Annotated in this window: 21 protein-coding genes; 10 read left to right on the top strand and 11 right to left on the bottom strand. The window is 34.1% G+C overall.

Features of this window, described 5'->3' with window-relative positions; translation table 11 throughout:
* The first annotated feature begins 140 nt into the window (after positions 1 to 140).
* Genes HM990_RS16725 through HM990_RS16735 form a run of 3 tightly spaced genes read left to right on the top strand, consistent with a single transcriptional unit; the run spans position 141 to position 2758 of the window.
* Positions 141 to 1022, top strand: coding sequence for a sterol desaturase family protein (locus HM990_RS16725; protein WP_178990579.1), 882 nt, complete (start codon positions 141 to 143; stop codon positions 1020 to 1022).
* A complete protein-coding gene (locus HM990_RS16730) occupies positions 1019 to 1918 on the top strand; it encodes a DUF547 domain-containing protein (protein ID WP_178990581.1) in 900 nt (299 codons plus the stop codon). Before HM990_RS16725 ends, HM990_RS16730 begins: the two co-directional genes overlap by 4 nt.
* Before the next feature lie 33 nt (positions 1919 to 1951).
* Positions 1952 to 2758 carry a TIGR04283 family arsenosugar biosynthesis glycosyltransferase gene (locus HM990_RS16735; protein WP_178990584.1) on the top strand — a complete coding sequence of 269 codons (807 nt, stop codon included), beginning with the start codon at positions 1952 to 1954 and terminating at the stop codon, positions 2756 to 2758.
* Between the two features lie 6 nt (positions 2759 to 2764).
* Here HM990_RS16735 and HM990_RS16740 read toward each other — a convergent pair whose 3' ends face one another.
* On the bottom strand, positions 2765 to 3490 hold the full coding sequence (locus HM990_RS16740; RefSeq protein WP_178990586.1) for a metallophosphoesterase family protein: 726 nt from the start codon (positions 3488 to 3490) through the stop codon (positions 2765 to 2767).
* Between the two features lie 133 nt (positions 3491 to 3623).
* Between HM990_RS16740 and HM990_RS16745 the strand changes: the two genes are divergently transcribed.
* A complete protein-coding gene (locus HM990_RS16745) occupies positions 3624 to 5165 on the top strand; it encodes a carboxypeptidase-like regulatory domain-containing protein (RefSeq protein ID WP_229719299.1) in 1542 nt (513 codons plus the stop codon).
* A 2-nt stretch (positions 5166 to 5167) separates the two neighbouring features.
* On the opposite strand, the gene HM990_RS16750 is transcribed toward HM990_RS16745, so the two are convergent.
* Complete coding sequence (locus tag HM990_RS16750) at positions 5168 to 6175, bottom strand: glycoside hydrolase family 113 (RefSeq protein WP_178990588.1); 1008 nt, start codon at positions 6173 to 6175, stop codon at positions 5168 to 5170.
* A 121-nt stretch (positions 6176 to 6296) separates the two neighbouring features.
* On the opposite strand from HM990_RS16750, the gene HM990_RS16755 reads away from it, so the two are divergent.
* The 5 genes from HM990_RS16755 to HM990_RS16775 all read left to right on the top strand — a co-directional run bounded on the left by HM990_RS16755 (position 6297) and on the right by HM990_RS16775 (position 13239).
* Positions 6297 to 7622 (top strand): NAD(P)/FAD-dependent oxidoreductase, encoded by a 1326-nt coding sequence (locus HM990_RS16755; protein ID WP_178990590.1) that lies wholly within the window; start codon positions 6297 to 6299, stop codon positions 7620 to 7622.
* 94 nt (positions 7623 to 7716) lie between these two features.
* On the top strand, positions 7717 to 9309 hold the full coding sequence (locus tag HM990_RS16760; RefSeq protein WP_178990592.1) for a 4Fe-4S binding protein: 1593 nt from the start codon (positions 7717 to 7719) through the stop codon (positions 9307 to 9309).
* A 225-nt stretch (positions 9310 to 9534) separates the two neighbouring features.
* The gene (locus tag HM990_RS16765) at positions 9535 to 10224 is read left to right on the top strand and encodes a glycosyltransferase family 2 protein (protein ID WP_178990594.1); all 690 of its coding nucleotides are present in this window, start codon (positions 9535 to 9537) and stop codon (positions 10222 to 10224) included.
* The gene (locus HM990_RS16770) at positions 10224 to 11714 is read left to right on the top strand and encodes a cellulose synthase family protein (RefSeq protein WP_178992065.1); all 1491 of its coding nucleotides are present in this window, start codon (positions 10224 to 10226) and stop codon (positions 11712 to 11714) included. The genes HM990_RS16765 and HM990_RS16770 overlap by 1 nt, the downstream gene beginning before the upstream one ends.
* 94 nt (positions 11715 to 11808) lie before the next feature.
* Positions 11809 to 13239: a mannosyltransferase gene (locus tag HM990_RS16775; protein ID WP_178990596.1), complete on the top strand. Its 1431-nt coding sequence runs from the start codon at positions 11809 to 11811 to the stop codon at positions 13237 to 13239.
* Positions 13240 to 13264: 25 nt separating this feature from the next.
* Here HM990_RS16775 and HM990_RS16780 read toward each other — a convergent pair whose 3' ends face one another.
* From HM990_RS16780 to HM990_RS16820, 9 genes are all read right to left on the bottom strand, one after another.
* Positions 13265 to 13636, bottom strand: coding sequence for a hypothetical protein (locus HM990_RS16780; RefSeq protein WP_178990597.1), 372 nt, complete (start codon positions 13634 to 13636; stop codon positions 13265 to 13267).
* A gap of 177 nt (positions 13637 to 13813) precedes the next feature.
* Entirely contained in the window at positions 13814 to 14227 is a 414-nt protein-coding gene (locus HM990_RS16785) for a VOC family protein (RefSeq protein WP_178990599.1), read from the bottom strand.
* Positions 14228 to 14300: 73 nt separating this feature from the next.
* Positions 14301 to 14627 (bottom strand): hypothetical protein, encoded by a 327-nt coding sequence (locus HM990_RS16790; RefSeq protein ID WP_178990601.1) that lies wholly within the window; start codon positions 14625 to 14627, stop codon positions 14301 to 14303.
* 45 nt (positions 14628 to 14672) lie between these two features.
* Positions 14673 to 16205 carry a carbon-nitrogen hydrolase family protein gene (locus HM990_RS16795; protein ID WP_178990602.1) on the bottom strand — a complete coding sequence of 511 codons (1533 nt, stop codon included), beginning with the start codon at positions 16203 to 16205 and terminating at the stop codon, positions 14673 to 14675.
* Positions 16205 to 17182: a deoxyhypusine synthase family protein gene (locus HM990_RS16800; RefSeq protein ID WP_178990604.1), complete on the bottom strand. Its 978-nt coding sequence runs from the start codon at positions 17180 to 17182 to the stop codon at positions 16205 to 16207. Before HM990_RS16800 ends, HM990_RS16795 begins: the two co-directional genes overlap by 1 nt.
* Positions 17172 to 18113 (bottom strand): agmatinase, encoded by a 942-nt coding sequence (gene speB, locus HM990_RS16805; protein ID WP_178990606.1) that lies wholly within the window; start codon positions 18111 to 18113, stop codon positions 17172 to 17174. The genes HM990_RS16800 and speB overlap by 11 nt, the downstream gene beginning before the upstream one ends.
* A gap of 228 nt (positions 18114 to 18341) precedes the next feature.
* Positions 18342 to 19739 (bottom strand): type III PLP-dependent enzyme domain-containing protein, encoded by a 1398-nt coding sequence (locus tag HM990_RS16810; RefSeq protein WP_178990608.1) that lies wholly within the window; start codon positions 19737 to 19739, stop codon positions 18342 to 18344.
* Between the two features lie 586 nt (positions 19740 to 20325).
* A complete protein-coding gene (locus HM990_RS16815; RefSeq protein ID WP_178990610.1) occupies positions 20326 to 21036 on the bottom strand; it encodes a LytR/AlgR family response regulator transcription factor in 711 nt (236 codons plus the stop codon).
* Positions 21037 to 21044: 8 nt separating this feature from the next.
* Positions 21045 to 22079, bottom strand: coding sequence for a sensor histidine kinase (locus tag HM990_RS16820; RefSeq protein ID WP_178990612.1), 1035 nt, complete (start codon positions 22077 to 22079; stop codon positions 21045 to 21047).
* Between the two features lie 263 nt (positions 22080 to 22342).
* Here HM990_RS16820 and HM990_RS16825 point away from each other — a divergent pair, with 263 nt between their 5' ends.
* Positions 22343 to 24322 (top strand): alpha/beta hydrolase, encoded by a 1980-nt coding sequence (locus HM990_RS16825; RefSeq protein WP_178990614.1) that lies wholly within the window; start codon positions 22343 to 22345, stop codon positions 24320 to 24322.

Genomic DNA, 24322 nt, shown 5'->3' on the forward strand with positions numbered 1-24322 from the left:
AGAAATACTCTTCAAGGACTTTTTTCGATCTTAAAGGTATATAATGAATAAAACCAATGCTGTCGAAACTAATAAATTGTGGTTAGAATAAATAGAGACCTTTCAGGTTTTGAAAATCTGAAAGGTCAAACAACATTAACATGCAGAAGTACCTAGACATCATAAAAAACTCCTATTCGGGATATTGGAATTATCTCAAACACGAACTCATTGACCTCAATCATTGGGACAACTTTTTTTATGGCCTTATTGTAATCTCAATTGCGGTATGGCTACTTGAAATCGCCTTTCCTTGGCGAAAAGGTCAAGCGATTTTTAGAAAGGATTTTTGGTTGGATACATTTTACATGTTCTTTAATTTCTTTTTGTTGAACCTCATCGTTTTTATTGCCTTATCCAATACAGCTTCAGAACTGTTTAATGATATTTTGGGAATTGTTGGTTTATCAATTTCAAATTTTCAATTGTTCGATGTGGATGAACTTCCGAAGTGGTTAGGCTTATTTATCTTTTTTATAGTTTCAGATTTTGTGCAATGGAATACACATCGCCTATTACATCGCGTGCCATGGCTATGGAATTTCCACAAAGTCCATCATTCCGTAAAAGAAATGGGCTTTGCTGCACATTTGCGCTACCATTGGATGGAACCAGTGGTTTATAAATCCATTTTGTATATTCCTATTGCTATCATTGGTGGTTTTGATGCACAAGATGTCGCTATTGTTTATTTCTTTAGCATTGCTATTGGCCATTTGAATCATGCCAATTTGGGTTGGGACTATGGCTTTTTAAAGTATATTTTCAACAATCCAAAGATGCATATTTGGCATCATGCTAAAGCACTACCTCAGCATGTAAGGTATGGCGTAAACTATGGACTAACATTAAGTCTTTGGGATTATATTTTTAAAACCGACTATGTGCCACACAACGGAAGGGATATTGAATTGGGTTTTGATGGTGATGATAAATTTCCCAAAGATTTTTTGAGTCAGGAATTATATCCATTAAAAAAATGAAAGCGATTTTATTATTCGTATTTACTTTTATAGTTTCATCATGTTGTGGAACAAATAAAGTCATTGATAATCAACCTCAGCAAACAAAAGAAATAGTTGCTGCAACTGAATTACCAAATACGATTGAAACAGCTGTAATTCGCGAATCTCTACAATTTCCTAAAGAAGATAATTCTGTTCAGATAAGTTTAAGTGAAGACGGAACTGTGAGCGATGATGGTATTTCAATAACCACTGAGGTAATTTATACTGAAGCATTTGATCATTCTATTTTCAACGCATTACTCAAAAAGCACGTCTCTAAAAATGGAAATGTAGATTATAAAGGTTTCAAAAATGACTCTAAGACCTTACAAAATTATATAGACTTACTCAAAACATATGAACCTAAAGATGACTGGTCTAAAGAAGATAAACTAGCCTATTGGATTAACGCCTACAATGCATTAACTGTGGATTTAATTCTACGTAACTACCCAACAAAGAGTATCAAGGACATTAAAGATCCTTGGGATCAGCGTTTATGGCAGTTTGGAAATAACTGGCAGAATCTTAATGCTATTGAACACGACATCTTAAGAAAGATGGATGAACCTCGAATCCACTTTGCTATTGTTTGTGCATCGGTTTCCTGTCCAAAATTACAGAATGAAGCTTTTACAGCTTCAAACTTAGAAGCGCAATTAACCAATGCTACTAAAGAATTTTTGGCTGATACGTCTAAAAATCAACTTTCTAAAGATAACATTAAGATTTCTAAAATTTTTAAATGGTTTAAAAAAGACTTTGAGCAAAATGGAAGTTTAATTGGTTTTTTAAATCAATACGCAACGGTTGCCATTTCAGAATCTGCTAAAAAAAGTTACACAGATTATAATTGGGATTTAAACGATTAAAACCCTTATTTTATATTTTCCGTAAATAACTATATGATAAGCATAATTATTCCTGTTTTAAATGAAGTTGAAATTATTGGTGATTTACTCAATCACCTCAATGACAATGGAACTTCGTCGAATATTTCAGAAATTATTGTGGTTGATGGTGGCAGTACGGATGGAACCATGACTGTGGTCAAGGATTTTATCACTTCAAAAGATTCTGAACCTACCTCAGAATTGCGCTTTAGTTTAGGTTGGCAGAACGATAGAGAAGACCGTACGACTATTCTTGATACATCCCGACGGAAAAGTCTCAACACACGGCCTGAAGTCAGACTAATTTCATCAGATAAAGGAAGAGCAAAACAACTTAACACAGGTGCAAAACATGCCAAAGGTGAAATTTTATACTTTCTTCATGCGGACTCTTTGCCTCCTAAAGATTTTGATCAACTCCTAATTAATGAAGTCAAAAAAGGCAACAAAGCAGGTTGTTTTAGAATGCAGTTTGACAGCAACCATTGGTGGTTACGATTGGCGAGTTGGTTAACGCAGTTTTCTTGGCGCGCTTGCAGAGGTGGTGACCAAAGCCAGTTTGTTACGCGAGCACTTTTTGATGCTATTGGTGGTTATGATGAGGATTATATCATTTATGAGGACAATATGCTAATCAACGAGCTCTATGCTCGTAAAGAATTTATAGTCATCAATAAAAAACTTAAAACCTCAGCACGACTGTATCGCAAACATGGCGTTTGGAAATTGCAATATCACTTTTGGACCATTTATGTAAAAAAATGGTTTGGTGCTTCGGCTGACGACTTGTTGGCTTATTATAGTAAGTATGTTTGTTAGATCAATTTAATTCCGTCCTTTTTCTTCAGGATACAAATCTTTCAAACCATCACTCTGAAAAATTGCTTTCGTTTCAACATCTATAGCAGATAATTGTCCTGTAAATGCAGCACCTGTATCAATATTCCAAACATTAATGGCATTCATTGGTATATGTTTATTAAAATTTATCGTTGGTGTATGTCCAATATAAATTTCAGAATAATGTTTTAATCGATTGGGATAAATTACGGAGTCCTTTTTAATACGATTGTCCATTGTTAAAGCCATTTCCCATAGGGTTCTATCAAAATAAAAATTTCTAATGTCGGTCTCCTTTTCAACACCATGCATAGAAGTAAAACCTGCATGTATAAAAAGTCTATTTTCATTGTCAATATGATATAATGGCATGGCCTCAAAAAATTGAAGATGTTTTGCTTTTTCTGGTTTAGAATAACCGTGATAACTCTCAATAGTTCCTTTTCCACCATGATTGTACCACACGTCGTTTAGTGTACCAGATGCCAACCATTCCTCACACCAAACATCATGATTTCCTTTTATAAATACGCATGAGTTTTTCTCTGAAACCTCTAACAGGTATTGAATGACTTGAGCAGACTCACTCCATCCGTCCACATAATCGCCAAGAAAAATCAAAGTGTCATTTTTTGTTATATCTGCCTTTTCGAAAAGTTGAATTAACCCTCTCAATCCTCCATGAATATCTCCAATCACTAATGTTCGCATCTATCTTTTGTTTATTTTTAATTAAAGTTAGCAATTATCTCTTAATTTTTCTTAAAGTTTTTGAACTTAGAACAATTCTTACTTAATAATAGTTTAAATTGAATTTCCTAATTATTCAAACTTATACGGTATCGTGAAGCCTATATTAATCTATTTCAAAAGTATCATCATTGCCATAATTTTATTTACCCTATCGTATTCCTATGGGCAGGAAACGTTCTCTTCACGATTATTGGATTCCAAAACCGAGGAACCTATCGCTTTTGCTACCATTCAATTTAATTACAAAACTGGTGTAATCAGTAATGATAACGGCGAATTCAATATTACCATAAAACGTGATGTCAACGCAACCGATTCACTAATGATAAGTTGCTTGGGCTACGAAGAAAAACGAATTCCATTAATTAACTTTGATAATTCCAACATCTATCTAAAACCTAAAACCGTAGACCTTTCGGAAGTTTTAGTCACGAATAAAAACTACACCATCGACGAGATTTTAGATAAAATAGAGGAAGGACTTTATACTAATTACGATTTTGGTTATGCAAAACGGAAACTCTTTTTCAGGGCTTCCAAATATATTCATATGGACAAGCGCTATGTGGATCTCGAAGAATCGACCATTCCAGAAATCAATCAGCATTTTGTAGATAGTTTAATTCAGATTATACCAGAAAGCATCGATAACCACACAGAGATTCTTGGCGAACTATATGGTGAGATTACGCGAGGTAAACCTCAAAAGATGGAAATTTTAAAAGCCAGTCGGCTTTTTGATAAATCTACAGAAGTGGATCTGAATAATTATGCGGAACGCTTAAACGGCATTCTTAAAAAGCACATTAAACGGGATTCTTATTTTAAAATAAAATCGGGATGGTTTAGTGTAAAACAGGATATAGATACGACGTTATTTGACGAAAATCAAGAAAAAACAGTTTCCAAACCGCTACTTGCCGAACAAAACAAAAGGGATTCCATTCAAAAACTCAATTTTTTACCTGAGAAAAAAACAATGATCCATCAATTTGAAAACAACAATTTTATTGATGACGATAACGACCTCAACTTTATCCATAAATCGAGACGTTACGAATTTGAAATTACGGATTATGCGTATATCGATGATATGTTTGTATATGTCATCACTTTTGAGCCCAAAAGACGTGAGGATTTTGCTGGCACTATGTATGTGAATACCGAAGATTTTGCCGTAGTGAGAGTGGACTATAATAATGTAGAATCCCTAAGTGATTTTTCATTACTCGGGATTTCGAGTAAAAAATACTTGAAAAAAGGGACGATCATCTTTCGTAAAAATAACAATGAGAAGTATGTACTGAAATATAGAGATGAAACTTTAGGCGAACAATTCGGCATTAAAAGACCGCTTAAAATTGTCGAAAAAAATAAAAATGTTCGTGGCAGACGCAAACAAAATGAAATAAAAGCTGAGATTCATTTTATAGGTAGAAATATTGAAAAAACAGAACTGGTTGTTTTTGAGACAGATATTATTACAGCATCAGATTATACCAATTTTAAAGAAAAAGTATTGGTGACACCAACACATTTAAGCCAATATGATCCTGAGTTCTGGAAAGGTTATAATATCATTGAGCCCAATAAAGCACTAAAGGATTTTAAGGTGCTTGACACTGAAAACTAAATTTATTCTTGTTTATAATGTGCTTTGATTATTTGCTCTACAGGCTTATTCTGTGGTGTAAATTGATTATTTTCCATACCTCCAACATTATGATGTTCCACAAACCATTTCCACAAGTAGCCTCCTGCAAACCAATCTTCATTCCAAACCGCATCAAATAAAGCTTGCGTCGCATTATTTTGAGCTTCGTGATTAACAGACGTCATAGAACGGTCGTATCTCCAAGGTTCTTTTGCCGTATAATCCACACTTCTATACCCATATTCCGTAAACAATATTGGTCTGTTAAGTTTTTCGGAAAAGCCTTTTAAACCTTGTTTGTGTTTTTCCCAACCCTTTAGGCAATCTTCAATAGTTGGTGTTTGCATATCGCTTACCGGAAAATAAGCATCGATGCCAATATAATCCAATTCTGTCCAAAAAGGCGTTCGCCAGAACTCATCCCAATTGGCCGCATAGGTCAGTTTACCTGTATAAATTAGTTTAATATCCTTAATAAGCGCCAACCAATATGCTGGTCTGTTTTTAATAAATTCTTCAAGTTCGGTGCCAATACAAAAAACTTCTGCTCTGACCTCTTCTGCCAATGCTGCATATTCCAAGATAAAATCCGAATAAGACTTTTCAAGTCGTGTCCAATCAGCTTCAGAATCCATCTTTAAATACCCTGTAAACTCGCCGTGCCAAAGCCATAATTGAGGTTTTATCATGATGTTTATATCATGTTTTCTGAGTTCTTCAATATACTGCTTTGCACCAGCTCTAGTTTCGCCAAACCACTGTCGGTCTGAGTTATGTATTATTTCAGGACGACTTTTATCCCTAACAAAACCGAAAGGCATTATCGCAGCCGCATTGGCATTAATGTCAACTACAGGTATGGTATGTGTCGTGTCGATGGCACTTCTAGCAGCGACGAAACTCACACCTTTGATTTTTCCAGTTTTATAAGGAGCGGCAGCACAACCTATAAAAATAAGAACTAAAAGCCCATGTAAAAAAGGTCGCATACGTTGAAATTTATTCCTAAATTTAAAGAAATTAGGTGAATCGCTTAAGGTTTTAACAAAAGCTTCGACATAAAGATCGACTAACTATTTAAAAAGATATCCGATTTCTCGGATAATAAATATGGAACACATCGTCATTATTGGCAATGGAATTTCTGGGGTTACACTAGCCAGACATATCCGAAAGCTATCCGGCCAGCCTAAGGGACAGGCAGGTAAAAAAATCACCCTTGTTTCAGCAGAAACAGATTATTTCTTCTCACGTACGGCATTAATGTACATTTATATGGGTCATATGACCTTTGAACACACCCAACCTTACGAAAATTGGTTTTGGGAAAAGAATAGAATTGAACTAAAAAAAGGCTATGTGAAAAAGGTGGAAACCCAATCTAAAACAATTCACTTTGCCGAAGGCGACACCTTGCAATACGATAAGTTAGTGATTGCAACAGGAAGTAAGCCCAATAAATTTGGATGGCCAGGACAAGATTTGGAAGGTGTTATGGGCATGTACCACAAACAAGATTTAGATAATCTTGAAAAACATGCACCAAATAATAACGTCTGTAAACACGCTGTAATTGTTGGTGGTGGATTAATCGGTATTGAACTGGCTGAAATGCTTAATTCCAGAAACATTCCTGTCACATTTTTAGTAAGGGAAGACAGTTTTTGGAATGGTATTTTGCCTGAAGGCGAAAGCCAAATGATAAACAGACATATTAAGGCACATCATATAGATTTGCGCCTTTCCACTAACTTAAAAGAAATAAAATCGGACGAGAACGGAAAAGTAAAATCTATAATTATTGAAGAAACAGGCGAGGAAATATCGTGTGATGTTGTTGGACTAACAGCAGGTGTGACACCAAATATTGATTTTCTTAAAGATTCTGAAATTGAAACTGATATAGGCGTAAAAGTAAACCGTTTTTTGGAAACCAATATACCAGATGTGTATGCCATTGGTGATTGCGCCGAACAGCAAGAACCTTCTGGAAATCGCAGACCGGTTGAAGCCGTTTGGTACACAGGACGAATGATGGGCGAGGTTTTAGCGCAAACCATATGTGGCAATAGAATGCCTTACAATCCAGGGCATTGGTTCAATTCTGCAAAATTTATGGATATCGAATATCAGACTTATGGTTGGGTATTTGGCGAAAAAGGACGACCAGATTATGAACAACATTTTCATTGGAAACACAGCGATGACACTAAATGTATTACCGTTGCGTATCATAAAGACACCAATGAATTTTTAGGAATCAATACGTTTGGGATACGACTAAAACATGAAACTTTTGACAAATGGTTGACGGAAAAACGTGATGTGGATTATGTCATATCAAATTTAAAAGACGCCAATTTTGATCCTGAATTTTATGCAAGACATGAAGATGAGATTCTAGCTGCATATAAGAGGCAATCACTGCTTGTTTAATAACGTAAAGACCTCACAAAGGTTTTGAAAACCTGTGAGGTCAGGAAAAATATAATAATAAATTTAAAGGCTACCTGCTTTCGCAGGCCATACTATGAACACACCAAAACCAAGCATGTCGCTTACAAAACCAGAGGCGTTTGATTTAACTACCAAGCAGCGTATCTATGTTGCTATTGGAATGATTGGACTCATAATTTTAGCATTAGCGACCTTCAATGTCACGTTTCCCTATAGAACCATAGTACTATCTATCGCATTGCTATCCATTAGTATTGGTGTTGTTTTGTTTGCAAATGATATGTATATTAAAAAACTTCCAGGCATTAAAAACGATGGTGTAATGTTTAAGTCCATATCCTCTCGAGGCCTTTGGGCTTGGGTTTCAGGACTAGCATTTACGGGATTTTATATTCTTCTTTATTTTAAGGCAACTTGGCTCGGCCTTGGAACTGATGGTGCAGAAAACACAGGTTTAGTAGCCCTTTTTGACCCATTGAGCCGACTCTTGAATGGCGGACAAGCCAGTCAGTGGTTTGTATATGGTACATTGTACACCATTGCGATTTTAGTTTTTGGGTATAAATTTTTATTGAAATACCGTCACAATAAATATGAACGCTTACGTACGTTTTCAGTAATGTTCTTTCAACTGGCATTTGCGTTTTTAATTCCTGAGTTTATGGCACGTTTGAATTCAGATTCGTTCAGTTTACCCTATTATGATTTAAAGAATATTTGGCCGCTCAATTATTATAATTTTGAACAATACCGAGTAAATTCCTTTATCGAAGCAGGCGATATTGGTTTAGCATTATTAATTTTTGGAATTCTATCCATATTTGTCATTACACCAATTCTCACATTTAAGTACGGCAAACGATGGTACTGCTCATGGGTCTGTGGCTGTGGAGGTTTGGCTGAGACCGCAGGAGATTCTTTTAGGCATTTAAGCGACAAGCGACAGTTTGCATGGAAAATAGAACGTTGGGTTGTACACAGTGTTGTGGTTTTTGTCGTGTTAATGACTACTGCAGTTGTTTATTCGTACTTAGGAGATGATTCTAGCAAATATTGGCTGACAAAAAATACGTTTTTAATTGGTGTGGCAGCGCTTCTAACCGTAGTTTTTGCCTGGGTCATGATTTTTAAACGAGAGCAATTAGCTAAAGATGCCCAATATGGTGCCATTGGCTATTTTGTGATCATATTGGTTTTGTTGGCGATTCACTTTTTTAACGGATCCAATTTATTTTTATTTAAAGCGGAGACATTACGTCAGAGTTATGGGTTTCTAATTGGTGCTATATTTTCTGGCGTAATTGGCACTGGATTCTATCCTATTTTTGGTAATCGTGTGTGGTGCCGTTTTGGTTGCCCTATGGCTGCTATTCTTGGTTTTCAGCAACGTTTATTTTCAAGATTCAGAATTACGACCAATGGTGGTCAATGTATCTCATGCGGTAATTGTTCTACCTATTGTGAAATGGGAATTGATGTAAGGGCCTATGCGCAGAAAGGCGAAAATATTGTACGCTCTAGTTGTGTGGGTTGTGGCATTTGTTCTGCAGTCTGCCCGAGAGGCGTATTGAAATTGGAAAATGATAGTTTGAAAGGACGTATTAATGCGAATGAAATTCTATTAGGAAATGATGTGGATTTGATGGATTTGGTAAATGAGAAATAGTTCACAGTCGCAGCCTGCCCGCACCGAAAAGATACGTTCGGGCGGGTCGCAGTCGCAGTCGCAGTCGCAGTCGCAGTCGCAGTCGCAGTAAAAGAATAAAAAATAAACATAGCTTGTCCCAATTCTTTCGGAAATTACACCAATTAGCACAGATAGTTACGCTCAAAAAAATAAGAGACAAATTACACTTTCAAAGTTGTACTTTTGCAGCTTCAAATTAATTTAATGGCGAAAATCGTAGTTATAATTCCTGCTTTTAATGAAGAGGATTCCATTTCAAAAGTCATTAAGGACATTCCTGAAATTGTTGATGAAGTTATTGTAGTGAGCAATAATTCTACAGATCATACAGAAATTAACGCCAAAAATGCTGGTGCAACTGTGTTGGCAGAGCAACAAAAAGGCTATGGCTATGCCTGCTTGAAAGGAATGGATTATATTTCCAAACTAGAAATTAAACCAGATATTATTGTTTTTTTAGATGGTGATTACAGCGATTATCCTGAAGAATTAACCAAAATAGTCCAACCCATCTTAGAAGAAAATATTGACTTTGTAGTTGGTGCCCGTACAAAAGAATTACGTGACGCGGGTTCAATGACCACACCACAAATATTTGGTAATTGGCTAGCAACAAGTTTAATGAAACTTTTTTTCCGTTCAAAATTTACAGATTTAGGACCCTTTAGATCCATTAAATACGATAAGCTCCTAGACCTGAAGATGGAAGATAAAACTTATGGTTGGACGGTTGAAATGCAATTGAAAGCTTTAAAACAAAACCTAACTTATAGGGAAATCCCTGTAAATTATAGAAATAGAATAGGTGTCTCAAAAGTTTCAGGAACCATAAAAGGTGCTATCTTTGCAGGCATAAAAATCTTGATATGGATTTTTAAATATAGTTTTAAGTGATCTACCTTCAATATACCATAATTGTAATTTATACAATTGCCATAGTACTTATTTTCTTGTATGCTTTGGCGCAGTTAAATCTACTCTACAACTATCTGTCTTCAAAAAAGAAACGCCAAGATTGTGATACCTTCGATTTTTCAAATGCTGAAGAAATTCCAATGGTTACCATTCAGCTTCCCGTATTTAACGAAATGTACGTCATGGAGCGTTTGCTAGACAACATAGCGTTGTTGGATTACCCTAAGGACAAATTAGAAATTCAGGTTTTAGATGATTCAACTGACGAAACGATTGAGACTACAAAAGCACACATAAATACATTGGCCAAAACTGGTTTGGATATTACACATATTACCAGAACAGATAGAAGTGGTTTCAAAGCTGGTGCACTAAAAGAAGGTCTAAAAATTGCGAAAGGTGAATATATAGCCATTTTTGATGCCGACTTTTTACCTCAGCCCAATTGGTTAAAACGAACGATTCCTTATTTTAAGAATGAAAAAATCGGTGTTGTACAGACACGTTGGGGACATATCAATAGAGATTATTCATTGTTGACAAAAATTCAGGCGTTTGCTTTGGATGCACATTTCACATTAGAGCAAGTCGGGAGAAATAGCAAAGGTCACTTCATTAATTTTAATGGTACAGCTGGTGTTTGGCGAAAAACATGTATTCTCGATGCTGGGAACTGGGAAGGTGATACACTTACGGAAGATTTAGATTTAAGTTATAGGGCACAATTAAAAAATTGGGAATTCAAATATCTTGAAGATGTTGAAACGCCTGCAGAATTACCAATAGTTATTAGTGCCGCACGCTCGCAACAATTTCGCTGGAATAAAGGTGGTGCGGAGAACTTTCGAAAAATGTTGAAACGGGTTGTCACATCAGATAATATTTCTACCAAAACAAAAATTCATGGCTTATTGCATCTTTTGAACAGTACCATGTTTTTGAGCATATTTACCGTTGCTGTTTTGAGTATCCCAATGTTGTATATTAAGAATGAATATGCCCATTTGCGTAACTATTTTTATGTGATGAGCTTCTTTGTAATGAGTACAATTATATTTTTTGTGTGCTATTGGTTTATGTACAAAAGTATTTATGGCAGTGGCTTCAAAAGATTTTTCGGCTATATAGGTATGTTCTTTACCTTTTTCTCCATAGCTATGGGTTTTTCGTTACATAATTCCATTGCAGTTATTGAAGGTCATGCAGGTAAACGCAGTGATTTTGTACGTACGCCAAAATTCAATTTAAGTAAGTACAAAGACAACTGGAAAAACAATAAATACTTACGAAAAAACCTCTCTCCTAATGTGGTTATAGAAGGTATTCTGATGCTTTATTTTGGCTTTGGCATGTACAGTGCATTTATTGTTGGTGATCAAGGTGGTGATTTTGGGTTGTTTCCGTTTCACCTTATGCTCTTTATTGGTTTTGGCTATGTGTTTTTTAAATCCTTAAGTTCTAAGATTTAGTTTCTATTTTCAAACGGAATAATACTTCCATTTTCCAAATAATCTTTTTCGTAACTGGTTTTTGCGCATTCTAATTAATTATATCTTTGATTTCATGCAAGCATTAACCAACGTATTTAAATATCATAAAATACCTCTCCTCTTCATGATGTTGAGCAGTCTATTTTATGTGTCATTTGCTTATGATTTGGTTCGTACAGATATGTCAAAATTAGTATTGTTATATGTTGCACTTTTTGTCTTTGCTTTTCAAATTATAAAAATTTCAGGTTTTAGGATACTTGCCATTTCAGCCATTCTATTTCGGCTTTTGTTTCTGTTTGCCATTCCGAATCTATCACAGGATTTTTACCGTTTTATTTGGGATGGTCAAATGATCATGAGTGGTTTCAATCCTTACTTGACCACACCTGATTTTCAAATGGAAATGGGCATCCTTTCGGGTTTTCCAAATCAAGTAGAACTATACAAGGGCATGGGAGCATTAAGTGCTTCCCACTACACCAATTATCCACCTTTAAAACAACTTTGCTTTGTTATAGGAAATCTATTTCCTGGAAGCAGTATTTTAAGTTCAGTAATAGGCATGCGATTGCTTATAATTGCGGCTGATATTGGCATACTCTATTTCGGTAAAAAGCTATTGGAACGTCTCAAACTGCCTTCAAACAGAATCTTTTGGTACATTTTAAATCCATTTATTATTATAGAATTAACAGGTAATCTTCATTTTGAAGGAATTATGATTTTCTTCTTAGTTTGGTCATTGTATTTATTACATGCTGGAAAATGGAAAGGGGCAGCTGTGGTTTTGGCTTGTTCTATTTCCGTGAAGTTGATTCCGCTGATGTTTTTGCCTTTGTTTTTTGGTTGGTTTAGGACCTCTCAAGTCATTTCGAGTACAGTTGAGAAATCTAAAGGTTCTTTCGACTGCATTCAAGGTAACATTTATGAAAAAATAAACTTCAGGAAATTAATCAAATTCTATGCAATAACTGGAGTTACCACAATCCTACTCTTCCTCCCTTTCTTTTCCATGGAATTCGTCGATAACTATTCAAAAACAGTGGGTCTATGGTTTGGAAATTTTGAGTTTAATGCGAGTATTTATTATCTCGCAAGAGCTATCGGTTATGCCATAACTGGCTATAATGAAATTGCCATTATCGGTAAAATTCTACCTCTAATTTCAGTACTTATAATTCTTGGGTTTTCGTTTTTCAAAAGGAACAATAGTTTACCTAAATTAATCACATCGATGGTATTGGTATTCACCTTTTATTTGCTTTTGAGCACAACCGTTCATCCTTGGTATATTGCAACTTTAGTCCTATTGGTTGTGTTTACCAATTACAAATTTCCATTGGTCTGGTCTATAGTGGTTGTTCTAAGTTATTTAGCGTATTCAAATACTGATAATTCTGAAAATCTTTGGGTTATTGCTTTGGAATATGCCGTTGTGTTATCCTTTTTCGTATGGGAAGTTATTATCAAAAAAAAGACTGCCAGTCGCCCAGCAGTCTAATTATTTAATTCGACTTGAAATTAATTTATAACTTCTTTACCTCAATTATTTTAAAGCTCTCAAAAGTTTCTTTATAACCATTTTCATCTTCCTCTTCGTATTCGGTCACTTCATAAGTGATCTCAAAGCGTTTACCGATCATCTCTTCAGACTTAAGGTTTCCTGCTTTTAATGCTTCCTCAGTAATTTCAGAAAAATAGATGGTTTCTTCACTGTCTTCATCATCCATATCTGATTGTAATATAAAAGCATAACCATCGTCTTCATCGTAACCATCAAAGGTAGCGGTTGATGTTACCTTCATTTTATCTTGAGTTTTCCCTTTAGAAATTGAAATTGCATTTGCGCTTAAAACCATTACCATAAGCACAAATACTGTTATTTTTTTAGCATTCATCGCATTACATTTTTATGTCGAAATAATCCGACACTAATTAAATTTTTTGATTTGTGGTTTTGGGATTTTGCCACCTCAAGCCCAAATGCTTTTAGATTACAACCTCTTGGTTATAATTACTGTGGATACGTTTGAAGAATTTTTTTAGTTATTCCGTTTAAAAATAATCTCGATATATTAGGCTTTAAACATTTCGTCAGCGTCTTTAAAGCTTTTAAATTCCAACATATAATCGTTAGAATCTTTAATGAAAAAAGACAAATGCTCGCCCGTTTTATCTTTTAAGAATGTGGTTTGGGTGACCACTTTTAAGTTTAAATGATTCAATTTTGCATAGAGTTCTCCCCATTGGTCAACATCTACAATAACGCCAAAATGAAATGAGGGTAGCATTTTACCTTCAAATACATAATTTGGACTATTGAAGTTAAATTTTTCAGCTTGAATAAATGTTAGTTGATGACCGAATAAATTGATATCTATCCAATTATCGTTTGTTCTTCCCAAGGAAGCGCCGATGTTATCCACGTAAAAGCTTTTGGTTTCTTCTACATTTAAACACGGTAAGGACATGTGAAATGAAGTATTCATAATTCAACCATTTTAAATTTATAACCCTTTATTATACAGTAAATTACAAAATAATTGAGCTAATCGCTAAGATTTAATCAAAATCTTCGTCCTCAGCGCCTGGTTCCAATTCTGGATCCACTACAGCATCTGGATCATCATCTTCAAAGTCTTCATAATCCTCTTCGTCATAATTTTCCATGGTCTGTTCTAGCTTTGTACTCACTTTTACCAAATACTTGGTATCTTCAGTAGTGACTTCAACAGCTTCAACGGTTTCATTTTTTGCATTCTTAAACGAAACTATTTGACCATCATCATAACCATCTGGATATTTTTCCACTAAAAGGGCTAAAATCTCAGGGGTTAATTTTTTGAAGTCAACTATTACTCGTTTTAAATGTGCGTCTTTTGGTTTCATTGTTTAAATAATATTTCTGTAGCTATTTTTTTTTAAATATAATACTTATTTATTTACTCGAATAACATCATAAACATCTTTTCTGCGATCTTTTAAATTTTTCACGGCTCCGAAAGCGTGTAATTCCCTTAACAGGCTCAAATCCACATCGGCAACCAATATCATTTCAGTATTGGTTGTGGCTTCCGCTTTTATTCCATTACTAGGAAATGAAAAATCGCATGGTGTAAACACGGCTGATTGTGCATATTGAATGTCCATATTATTCACATTTGGCAAATTTCCTACGCTTCCAGCAATGGCCACGTAACATTCGTTTTCTATGGCTCTGGCTTGAGCGCACAAACGAACTCTCGAATAGCCATTTTGTGTATCTGTTAGAAATGGCACAAATAGAATATCCATACCTTCATCGGATAATAATCGTGATAGCTCAGGGAATTCAGAATCGTAACAAATTAAAACGCCTATCTTACCACAATCGGTATCATAGGTTTTTAGCTGGTGTCCAGGTTGCATACCCCAAACTTTGGCTTCATCTGGTGTAACGTGAATTTTTTCATAACGTTCCAAACTTCCGTCTCTTCTGCAAAGATATCCGACGTTAAAAAGTTTATCATCAATAAGCTCTGGCATACTACCTGTAATGATGTTGATATTATACGAGATTGATAATTGCTGCATTTTTTCAACGATAATAGCGGTATATTTTGCCAATTCCCTAATAGCATCTGGCTCATACATGTGATTGAACTTTGCCATCAATGGTGCATTGAAAAACTCTGGGAACAACGCAAAATCCGATCGATAAGCGGCAACACTATCTACAAAATATTCTACCTGTTGCATCAGTTCTTCCAAACTATTATAGGTACGCATTTGCCATTGGATCAAACCTAATCTTACGATGGTTTTTACACTGCTCGCTTTTTTACTTTTTTTGGTATAATACACATTATCCCATTCCATCAAAACCGCATATTCGCTTGATGCCGTATCACCTTCCAAATAACCTTTTATGATTCGTAAGGGATGAAAGTCATTGGATATTTGGAAGTTTAAAACCGGATCATGAATTTCTTTATGCTTAACTTTTTCAATATATTCTTTTGGTGTCAGTTCATTTTGAAACTTATGATAGTTTGGCATTCGTCCTCCAAATACAATGCCTTTAAGATTCAAATTTTCACATAGCTCTTTTCTGTAATCGTACAGACGTCTTCCTAATCTTAAACCTCTGAATTCAGGTTTAATAAAAACATCGATACCATAGAGCACATCGCCAAATTCATCGTGATTATTAAATTTATCGCCTTCAATAATATCGGCATAAGTATGGTTATCTTCTACCTTATCATAATCTACAATTAACGACAACGCACATCCAGCAATTACACCATCAATTTTGATGACCACCTGACCTTGCGGAAAAATGGAGGTCAAGCGTTCTATGTGATGCTTTTTCCAATAGGAATTTAATACACCGCCATAGGATTCTAAGGTTGCCGATTTTAGTTCTGCGTAATCATCAACCGTTAAATACTGTAATTCTATATTTTCAATTTTCTGTTCTTCCATTACATATCTAAGAGATAAGCAAAAATTAATGGTGCTACAATAGTTGCATCACTTTCTATGATAAACTTTGGCGTGTTAATATCCAATTTTCCCCAAGTAATTTTTTCGTTTGGAACAGCTCCAGAATACGATCCGTAACTGGTGGTACTATCACTGATTTGGCAGAAATAGCTCCAGAATGGTGTTTCTGGTCGTTCCATATCTTGATATAACATAGGTACCACACATATTGGAAAATCGCCTGCGATGCCTCCTCCTATTTGGAAAAAGCCAATACCATTTTCAGAGTTATCCGTGTACCAATCCGCTAAAAAGGTCATATACTCAATACCGGATTTCATGGTGCTAGCTTTCAATTCGCCCTTAAGCACGTAGCTTGCAAAAATATTTCCCATGGTGCTATCTTCCCAACCTGGACAAATAATCGGTAGGTTTTTTTCTGCGGCAGCATACATCCAAGAATCTTTCAAATCAATCTCGTAGTATTCTTCTAAAACACCAGATAATAATAATTTGTACATATATTCATGTGGCAAATAACGTTCACCATTGGCTTCGGCATCTTTCCAAATTTTAACGATATGTTCTTGGATTCTTCTAAACGCTTCCTCTTCCGGAATACAAGTGTCCGTTACTCGGTTTAAGCCTTTTTCCAGCAAATCCCATTCATCCTGAGGTGTTAAATCCCTGTAGTTTGGCACTCGCTTATAGTGCGAATGTGCTACCAAATTCATAATATCCTCTTCAAGATTTGCTCCTGTACACGATATGATTTGCACTTTATCTTGGCGAATCATTTCGGCAAATATTTTACCTAATTCTGCCGTACTCATCGCACCAGCCAAAGACACTAACATCTTTGCACCCGAATTGAGTTGCGCTTCGTAACCCTTGGCCGCATCAACCAACGCTGCTGCATTAAAGTGTAAATAATATTTTTCTATAAATTTTGAAATCTCTCCTTTATTAGTAGTCATCTTCTGTATCAAATTTAGATTTTTTGTTTCCTGAGTTTGTTGAATCGTTAAAGTTACTTTCAAAACCGTCTTCTATATTTTCATCTTGAAATTTATAACTCAACATTTTGTAATACAATTTAGCCGCTAAGAAATCTGATGATTTATCGTTTTTATTTGGACATAATTCCACGATATCAAATCCAACCACATTTTTTTCTGCGAACACTTGCTTTAAGAATTCCAGCGTTTCGTAATACAACAAACCGCCTGGTTCTGGTGTGCCTGTACTTGGCATAATTGAAGGATCTAAAGCATCCAAATCGAATGTAATGAATACATTGTCCGTCATTTGGTCAATAGCTGAATCCATCCAACTATCATCGACTGCCATTTCGTGAGCGAAATAAGTTTTCTCCTCGTCCATAACGGTTTTTTCAATGCTATCCATTGAACGAATACCGACTTGAATCAAATTCGTGGTTTGGCTCGCTTCATATACTGCACAAGCGTGATTGCAGCTCGATCCTTCGTAGCTTTCGCGTAAATCGGCATGCGCATCAATATGCAACACCGTAATATCATCGAACATTTCGTTGAATGCTCTAATGGTACCGATGGATATTGAATGTTCGCCACCAAAAATCGTCACAAATTTATTTTTTTTAATATAGCGTTTTGTAGCTTGATGAACCGCTTCTACCATCGCTTTTGGTGATGAATTTTCAGTTACCGCATCTGCTAAAAATACCCCTTGTTGGTAAACTTCAGATTCGGTTTCAATATCATAAAGCTCCATATTTGCTGAAGCGTCTAAAAAAGCCTCAGGGCCTTTATCGGCACCTTTTTGCCATGTGCTTGTACCATCATAAGGTACAGGAATTAATACGATTTTAGCAGTTTCTAATTTTGCTAATTCTTCTGGGATTCCAGCGTAAGTTTTTGTTTTCATGTTTACTTCCTGCGAAAGCAGGAATCTTATTAATTGTTAGACTTTATTTTAAAACTCCCCTAATGAGCTACGCTCGGTATCTTCAACAAAAGCTACTGCTTTTATTTCAATAATCCTCGAGGGGACAATTTAAACGAGAACCATTTTTATATAAATTATATCTTGGTTTAGTATTGAGATTTCATTTTGTAACTCAGTATTTTTAATTATTAATTCTTCATTTTTAATTCAAGAACTATAACCCAAAATACCCAACAAATTCTCACTCTTCTGTTGCTCTGCGAAAACCTCAGTGGTTAAGTTGCCTTCGGCATCTTTTTGAATTAAAATATGCTTTGGTGTTGGGATTAAGCAGTGTTGCAGTCCTCCAAATCCACCAATGGTTTCTTGGTATGCACCTGTATTAAAAAAGCCGATGTATAAATCTTTATCCTTATTGTATTTTGGTAGATAAATGGCGTTGGTGTGTTGCTCACTGTTGTAATAATCGTCACTATCGCAAGTTAAACCACCTAACAACACACGTTCGTAACTATCGTGCCAACGGTTAATGGGCAACATGATAAAACGTTTGTTTATGGCCCAAGTATCTGGTAAGGTTGTGATAAAAGAGGAATTGATCATATTCCACTTTTCGCGATCGTTCTGTTGTTTTTGGTATAGGATTTTATAGAGTGCGCCACCACTTTCGCCAACGGTAAAACTACCGAACTCCGTAAAAATGTTTGGTGTATCCACCTCTTCTTCTTCACAAACCAATTTTATCTGGTTCACGATTTCATCGACCATATAGGCGTAATCAAATTCGAAAGCCAACGAGTTCTTTATTGGGAAACCGCCTCCAATATTCAGACTATCCAATGTTGGACAAATTTTCTTCAACGCTGTATAGACCTTCAGACATTTGTGCAATTCGTTCCAATAATAGGCATTGTCACGAATTCCCGTATTGATAAAAAAGTGCAGCATTTTTAACTCTACTTTTTTATTGTCTTGAATCTGACTTTTATAAAAAGGCACAATATTTTTATATCCAATACCTAAACGCGAAGTGTAGAATTCGAATTTTGGTTCTTCTTCTGAAGCGATTCTAATTCCAACTTGAAACTTGCCTTTAATTTCCTGCGACAATAAATCGAGTTCCTCATAATTGTCTATAATAGGAATCGCATTTTTGTGACCATCATTGATAAGATCCGCAATATTGCTAATGTATTGTTCACGTTTAAAACCATTGCTCAACACAAACGTTTTATCCGTGATTTTACCTTCCTTTTTTAGTGCTTTTACAATATCGATATCAAAAGCCGAAGAGGTTTCAATATGAATGTCATTGGTTAAGGCTTCATCCAACACATGCTTAAAGTGCGAACTTTTAGTACAATAACAATAATTGTATTTGCCTTTATATTTATGGTTTTTAAAGGCATCTGCAAACCATGTTTTGGCACGCTGGATGTTATTGGATATTTGCGGTAAATAGGTGAATTTCAACGGTACGCCATGGTCTTCGATTAATTGCGTTAAGTCGATATCATGGAATTGCAGCGCTTTGTCCTCAAGTTTAAATTCGTCTTGTGGAAAGTGAAAGGATTGATCGATGAGATCAATATATTTATTGTTCATGTGATGTATTTAAATGGATTCCGTTTTCACGAGAAATGAAGGTGTAAAATAAAGATTATAAGCGTAAATTATGTTAAGATTACGTTATATCATAATATCATACTTGGATTTGGCTTTGAGTAGTAGGTACAAAACCATAGATATGCTGGCTGGCAGCAATTACAGAAGCGGAAGTTAGCTCTAAAATTCGGTTACTTAACCTGTAAGCTGCTTTTGAATATGACTTCCTAATTTTCAAAAGCCCGAACATAAAAACATGTTTCAATGTGTTCAGCTAAAATTGGCTTTATCATCTGGTTAGATGGACACCAATTTTCAATACAAATGTATATTATTTTTTAATATGCTGTACTTTTTTTTATTTTTTTTGAATTGTTTATTGAGGTGTTGAGATTTAGTGTTTTTTAGCTCATATTGAAAAGTGGATCTGCAGTTAAAAATAAAATATTTAGAGTAGAATAATATCCGTTGGATACTGCAATGAGATAAATTATCATTATGGAATATGAGTTATCAGCTTAAAATCAATTTCAACCTATATCTATATTTTAGAACTAGACAATTATACTCTCTTACATAAATAACTTTAATAATAACCAAGCTGAGTTTTAACATTTTCTCGATATTTTCTACCTACAGGTATTTTTATTTTTTTTATTTCTATCTCAACTGGTGAAAAAGAGTCAATATGGTCTATTGATATAATGAAAGATCTATGTACTCTTATGAATTTATGTTTTGGTAGTGATTCATAAATTTCTGAAATTTTTTTATGAGCAATAACTTCTCTATATATCATTTTCACCTTAATGTTATTATTAGAACTTTCAATATATAGAATATTCTTTAAAAATATTTTTTGCAATTTTTTTTCTATTTTAAGGTAAATAAAATCTTCAATTCCATGAGGTTTTTTATTATTCATTATCACTGGATAATCGATGTGCTTTAACACTCTACCAATTGACTTTAAAAACCTTGTGAACTCAATAGGCTTAACTAAATAGTCTATGGCACCTAAATCATAAGCTTTTGCTGCATAATCTGAATATGCTGTTGTAAATATGACTGCAGGTGCTTGATTGAGTTCTTTAAAAAAATCTGTTCCTTTTATTTCTGGCATGTGAATGTCAAGAAAAATTAAGTCTATTTTATGCTTCTGAAGTATATTAAAAGCTTCATAAACATTTTTACAAGAAGCTATTAAGTTTACGCTCTCAATTCTTGAAATATAATTTTCAATTACATCTCTGGCCAAAGGTTCGTCATCTACAACAATGCAATTTACTTTTTTCATATAACGTTTTAAATAAGATGTAATTTTAAAGTTAATTCAAATTGAAATTCAGTTTCTTTTTTTTCTAGGGTGTACTTGTCTGTATACAACAAACCTAAACGTTTTTTTACATTTTCTAGCCCAACACCCTTATCATAATAGTTTTTTGTTCTTTTGTAATTTACCGTATGCAGTGTAAGGGTGTTGTGTTTTGCAATTACAGTTATAGAGGGCCCATTGATCTTATGGTTTATAGCACCATGTTTAAAAACATTTTCAATAAAAGGTATTAAGATAAAAGGAGCTATCCTATAGTCTTTATCAATCTCTGTTATAAAATTAATGTTACTGCCTTCTTCTAAACGTAGCTTTTCCAAGTTTATGTAATTTTTTAAATAATTGATTTCCTTGTAAAGTGAAACTCTGTTCGGGTTTGTTTCATATAGCATATACCTCATTAAATCTGAGAGTTTTAAAATGGCATCTTCTGCTTTATCAGATCTCTTAAGGATTAAAGAATATAAATTGTTTAATGTATTAAATAAAAAATGTGGGTGTATTTGATTTTTGAGATGAGTTAATTCAGATTTTAATTGATCCTTTTCTAACATCAATAGTTTTTTTTGATTAGTATAATATATTCTATAAAATGCTATAACCATAGGAATAATAGCGGCACGATTTATTTCAAAAAGTGTATTCACTACACTAATAATCGATAAATAATCTTCTTCTTGCCAGTCAACAAGGTAATAGGGTCTTACAAAATACCAAAGAATAGGTTTTTGAATGAAAATAGTAATAAAAACTAAAAGGGCACTATAAAAAAATAAGAATAAGACTATTTGTTTCTTTAAAATAAATTTAGGGATTAAGTAATAAAGCGTGATGTATACAAGTAAAATCCTTGATGGTAATAAAGATAGTTGTATGATAATGGATTTAGAAAAATTACTATCGTAAGTTCCCCAAATAAAACCAAAGAATAAATTAAACGCCACCCAATAAAGAACATGTCTTAATATTCTATTTTTCAATAGGCCATTCTCAATTAAATAATTCATATGATGTATTATGTATTTAATAGTAAAACTCTAAATTTAATCAATGAATGAAAACAATAAGGACAAACAACATTTTATATTATGAATAAAGCACTTTGTAGTGTGTAAATCGTCTATAATGCAAGGTGTGCCTTTTAATTGCGTATTAGCTGTTGTCTGTCCTTATTGTTAAGCTATTTGATTGTTTGTTTTTTGAATAGCGCTTAATTTTTTATAGGATTGTATTAGAGTTAAATCATTGTTCTAAATAAAAACTAGTTATCATGAAATATAAATTTCTCTTTGTTTCTATCCTGTTTTGTTTAATTGCTCGTTCACAAGAAGCCAATTACCATAAAGAATTAAAATATCTTCAGGATAACGGTTTAGAACCATCAGAATACATTATCAATAAGTTTGGAGATAAGAGTTTAATTCTTCTAGGTGAAGACCATGTGGTTAAAAACAATTTGAATTTTGTTGCCCAGATAATTCCAAAATTATATAAAGCCGGAGTTTACAACATAGGTATGGAATTTGGAGCCTATGAGAAGCAAAAAGAATTAGACAACTTAATATTAGGAGAAAATTTTGACGCTCAGGTATCAAGAGATTTAATGTTTTTCTATAACGTAGGATGGCCTTACCAAGAGTATCAGGACATATTAAAAGCTGCCTGGGCATTTAATAACACCTTGCCAGAAAACTCAAAAAAATTTAGAATAGTTAATATAAGCTATCAATATGATTGGACTGCTTATAATGGTTCTAGGGAAGATATGTCTGGTGTTTTTCATAAAGGAGAAGTCAATCAGTTTAGAAAAGAAGTTATTATAAATGAAATTTTAGAGAAAGGTGAAAAAGGTCTGATATTATGCGGACTCCCTCATGCTTTTACAAAATATTCACAAGGTGTTAAAGATGCTAAGGGTAATTGTACATATAGAAGCGTAAGTTTAGGTAACTTACTTTTAGATAAGTATAAAGATCAAGTTTTTTCTATTTTTTTACATGGACCTATATATAATTTTCCCAATGAATCGCCTTTCTTTTTATCTCCAGCAAATGGTGAGATTGAAAATGTTTTTAAACTAATGTCCAACGAACCGTTAGGTTTCGATTTAGGAAAAAGCCCTATAGGTAAGTTAAAAGAAGATAGTTGGTTTAGTAATTGCTACAATGATTTTACAATAGGAGATTTGTTTGATGGATATATTTTTTTAGTTCCGTTTCAAAAAATGGAAGATTGCACAATCGATGAAGATTTTTTTAAAAATAAATCGTGGAATGAAATAAAAAAGCAAATACCAGACCCATATTGGCATAAACCATATGACACAAAAAAACAATATTGGGAAGCTACAATAGCGAAAATAAAGCTTAAAGAACGTTACAAGGACATAACTAGAATTCCCAACTTAACGGTTACCTATGGTAAGGTAGATAGAGTAAAAAACTTTCAATCTAATTATGTTGACTCTAGAAATATAGATGTTTGGTTACCTCCAAATTATAATGATTCTGAAAGATGTGCTGTTTTATATATGCACGATGGACAAATGCTTTTTGATTCTACCCGAACATGGAATAATCAAGAATGGAAAGTGGACGAAACTATAGCAAGATTAATCTTTGACGGAAAAATAAGAAATACAATAGTAGTAGGTGTTTGGAATAATGGAGCGTATAGGCATTCAGAATATTTTCCCCAAAAACCAATCAGCTATCTTGATAGGGAATTAAAGGGCAATCTTATTAAAACAGACTTGAAAAGAAAGCAGCAAGCTGATAATTATTTAAAATTTTTAGTAGAAGAGCTAAAACCATACATAGACAAAAATTATTCAACCCATACAAATGTGCAAAATACCTTTATTGCAGGCTCTAGTATGGGAGGGTTAATATCCATGTACGCCATGTCCGAATATCCAGATGTGTATGGTGGAGCAGCTTGTTTATCTACACATTGGGTTGGAGATGTAAATGTAAAGGGAGATAAGATTCCATTAGCGTTCAATCAATACTTAATTAACAATTTGCCAGAACCAAAGAATCATAAATTTTATTTTGATTATGGTACTGTAGGGCTTGATAGCTTATATAAACCATATCAAACTATAATAGACAAGACTATGAGCAAGAAAGGTTACACAACTAAGAATTGGATTACAAAAGAATTTAAAGGAGATGACCATTCTGAAGCATCATGGAGTAGACGATTATATATTCCTTTAGAATTTTTACTAGCTAATAATAACAACTAA

Source organism: Winogradskyella schleiferi (assembly GCF_013394655.1).
Lineage (GTDB): Bacteria > Bacteroidota > Bacteroidia > Flavobacteriales > Flavobacteriaceae > Winogradskyella > Winogradskyella schleiferi.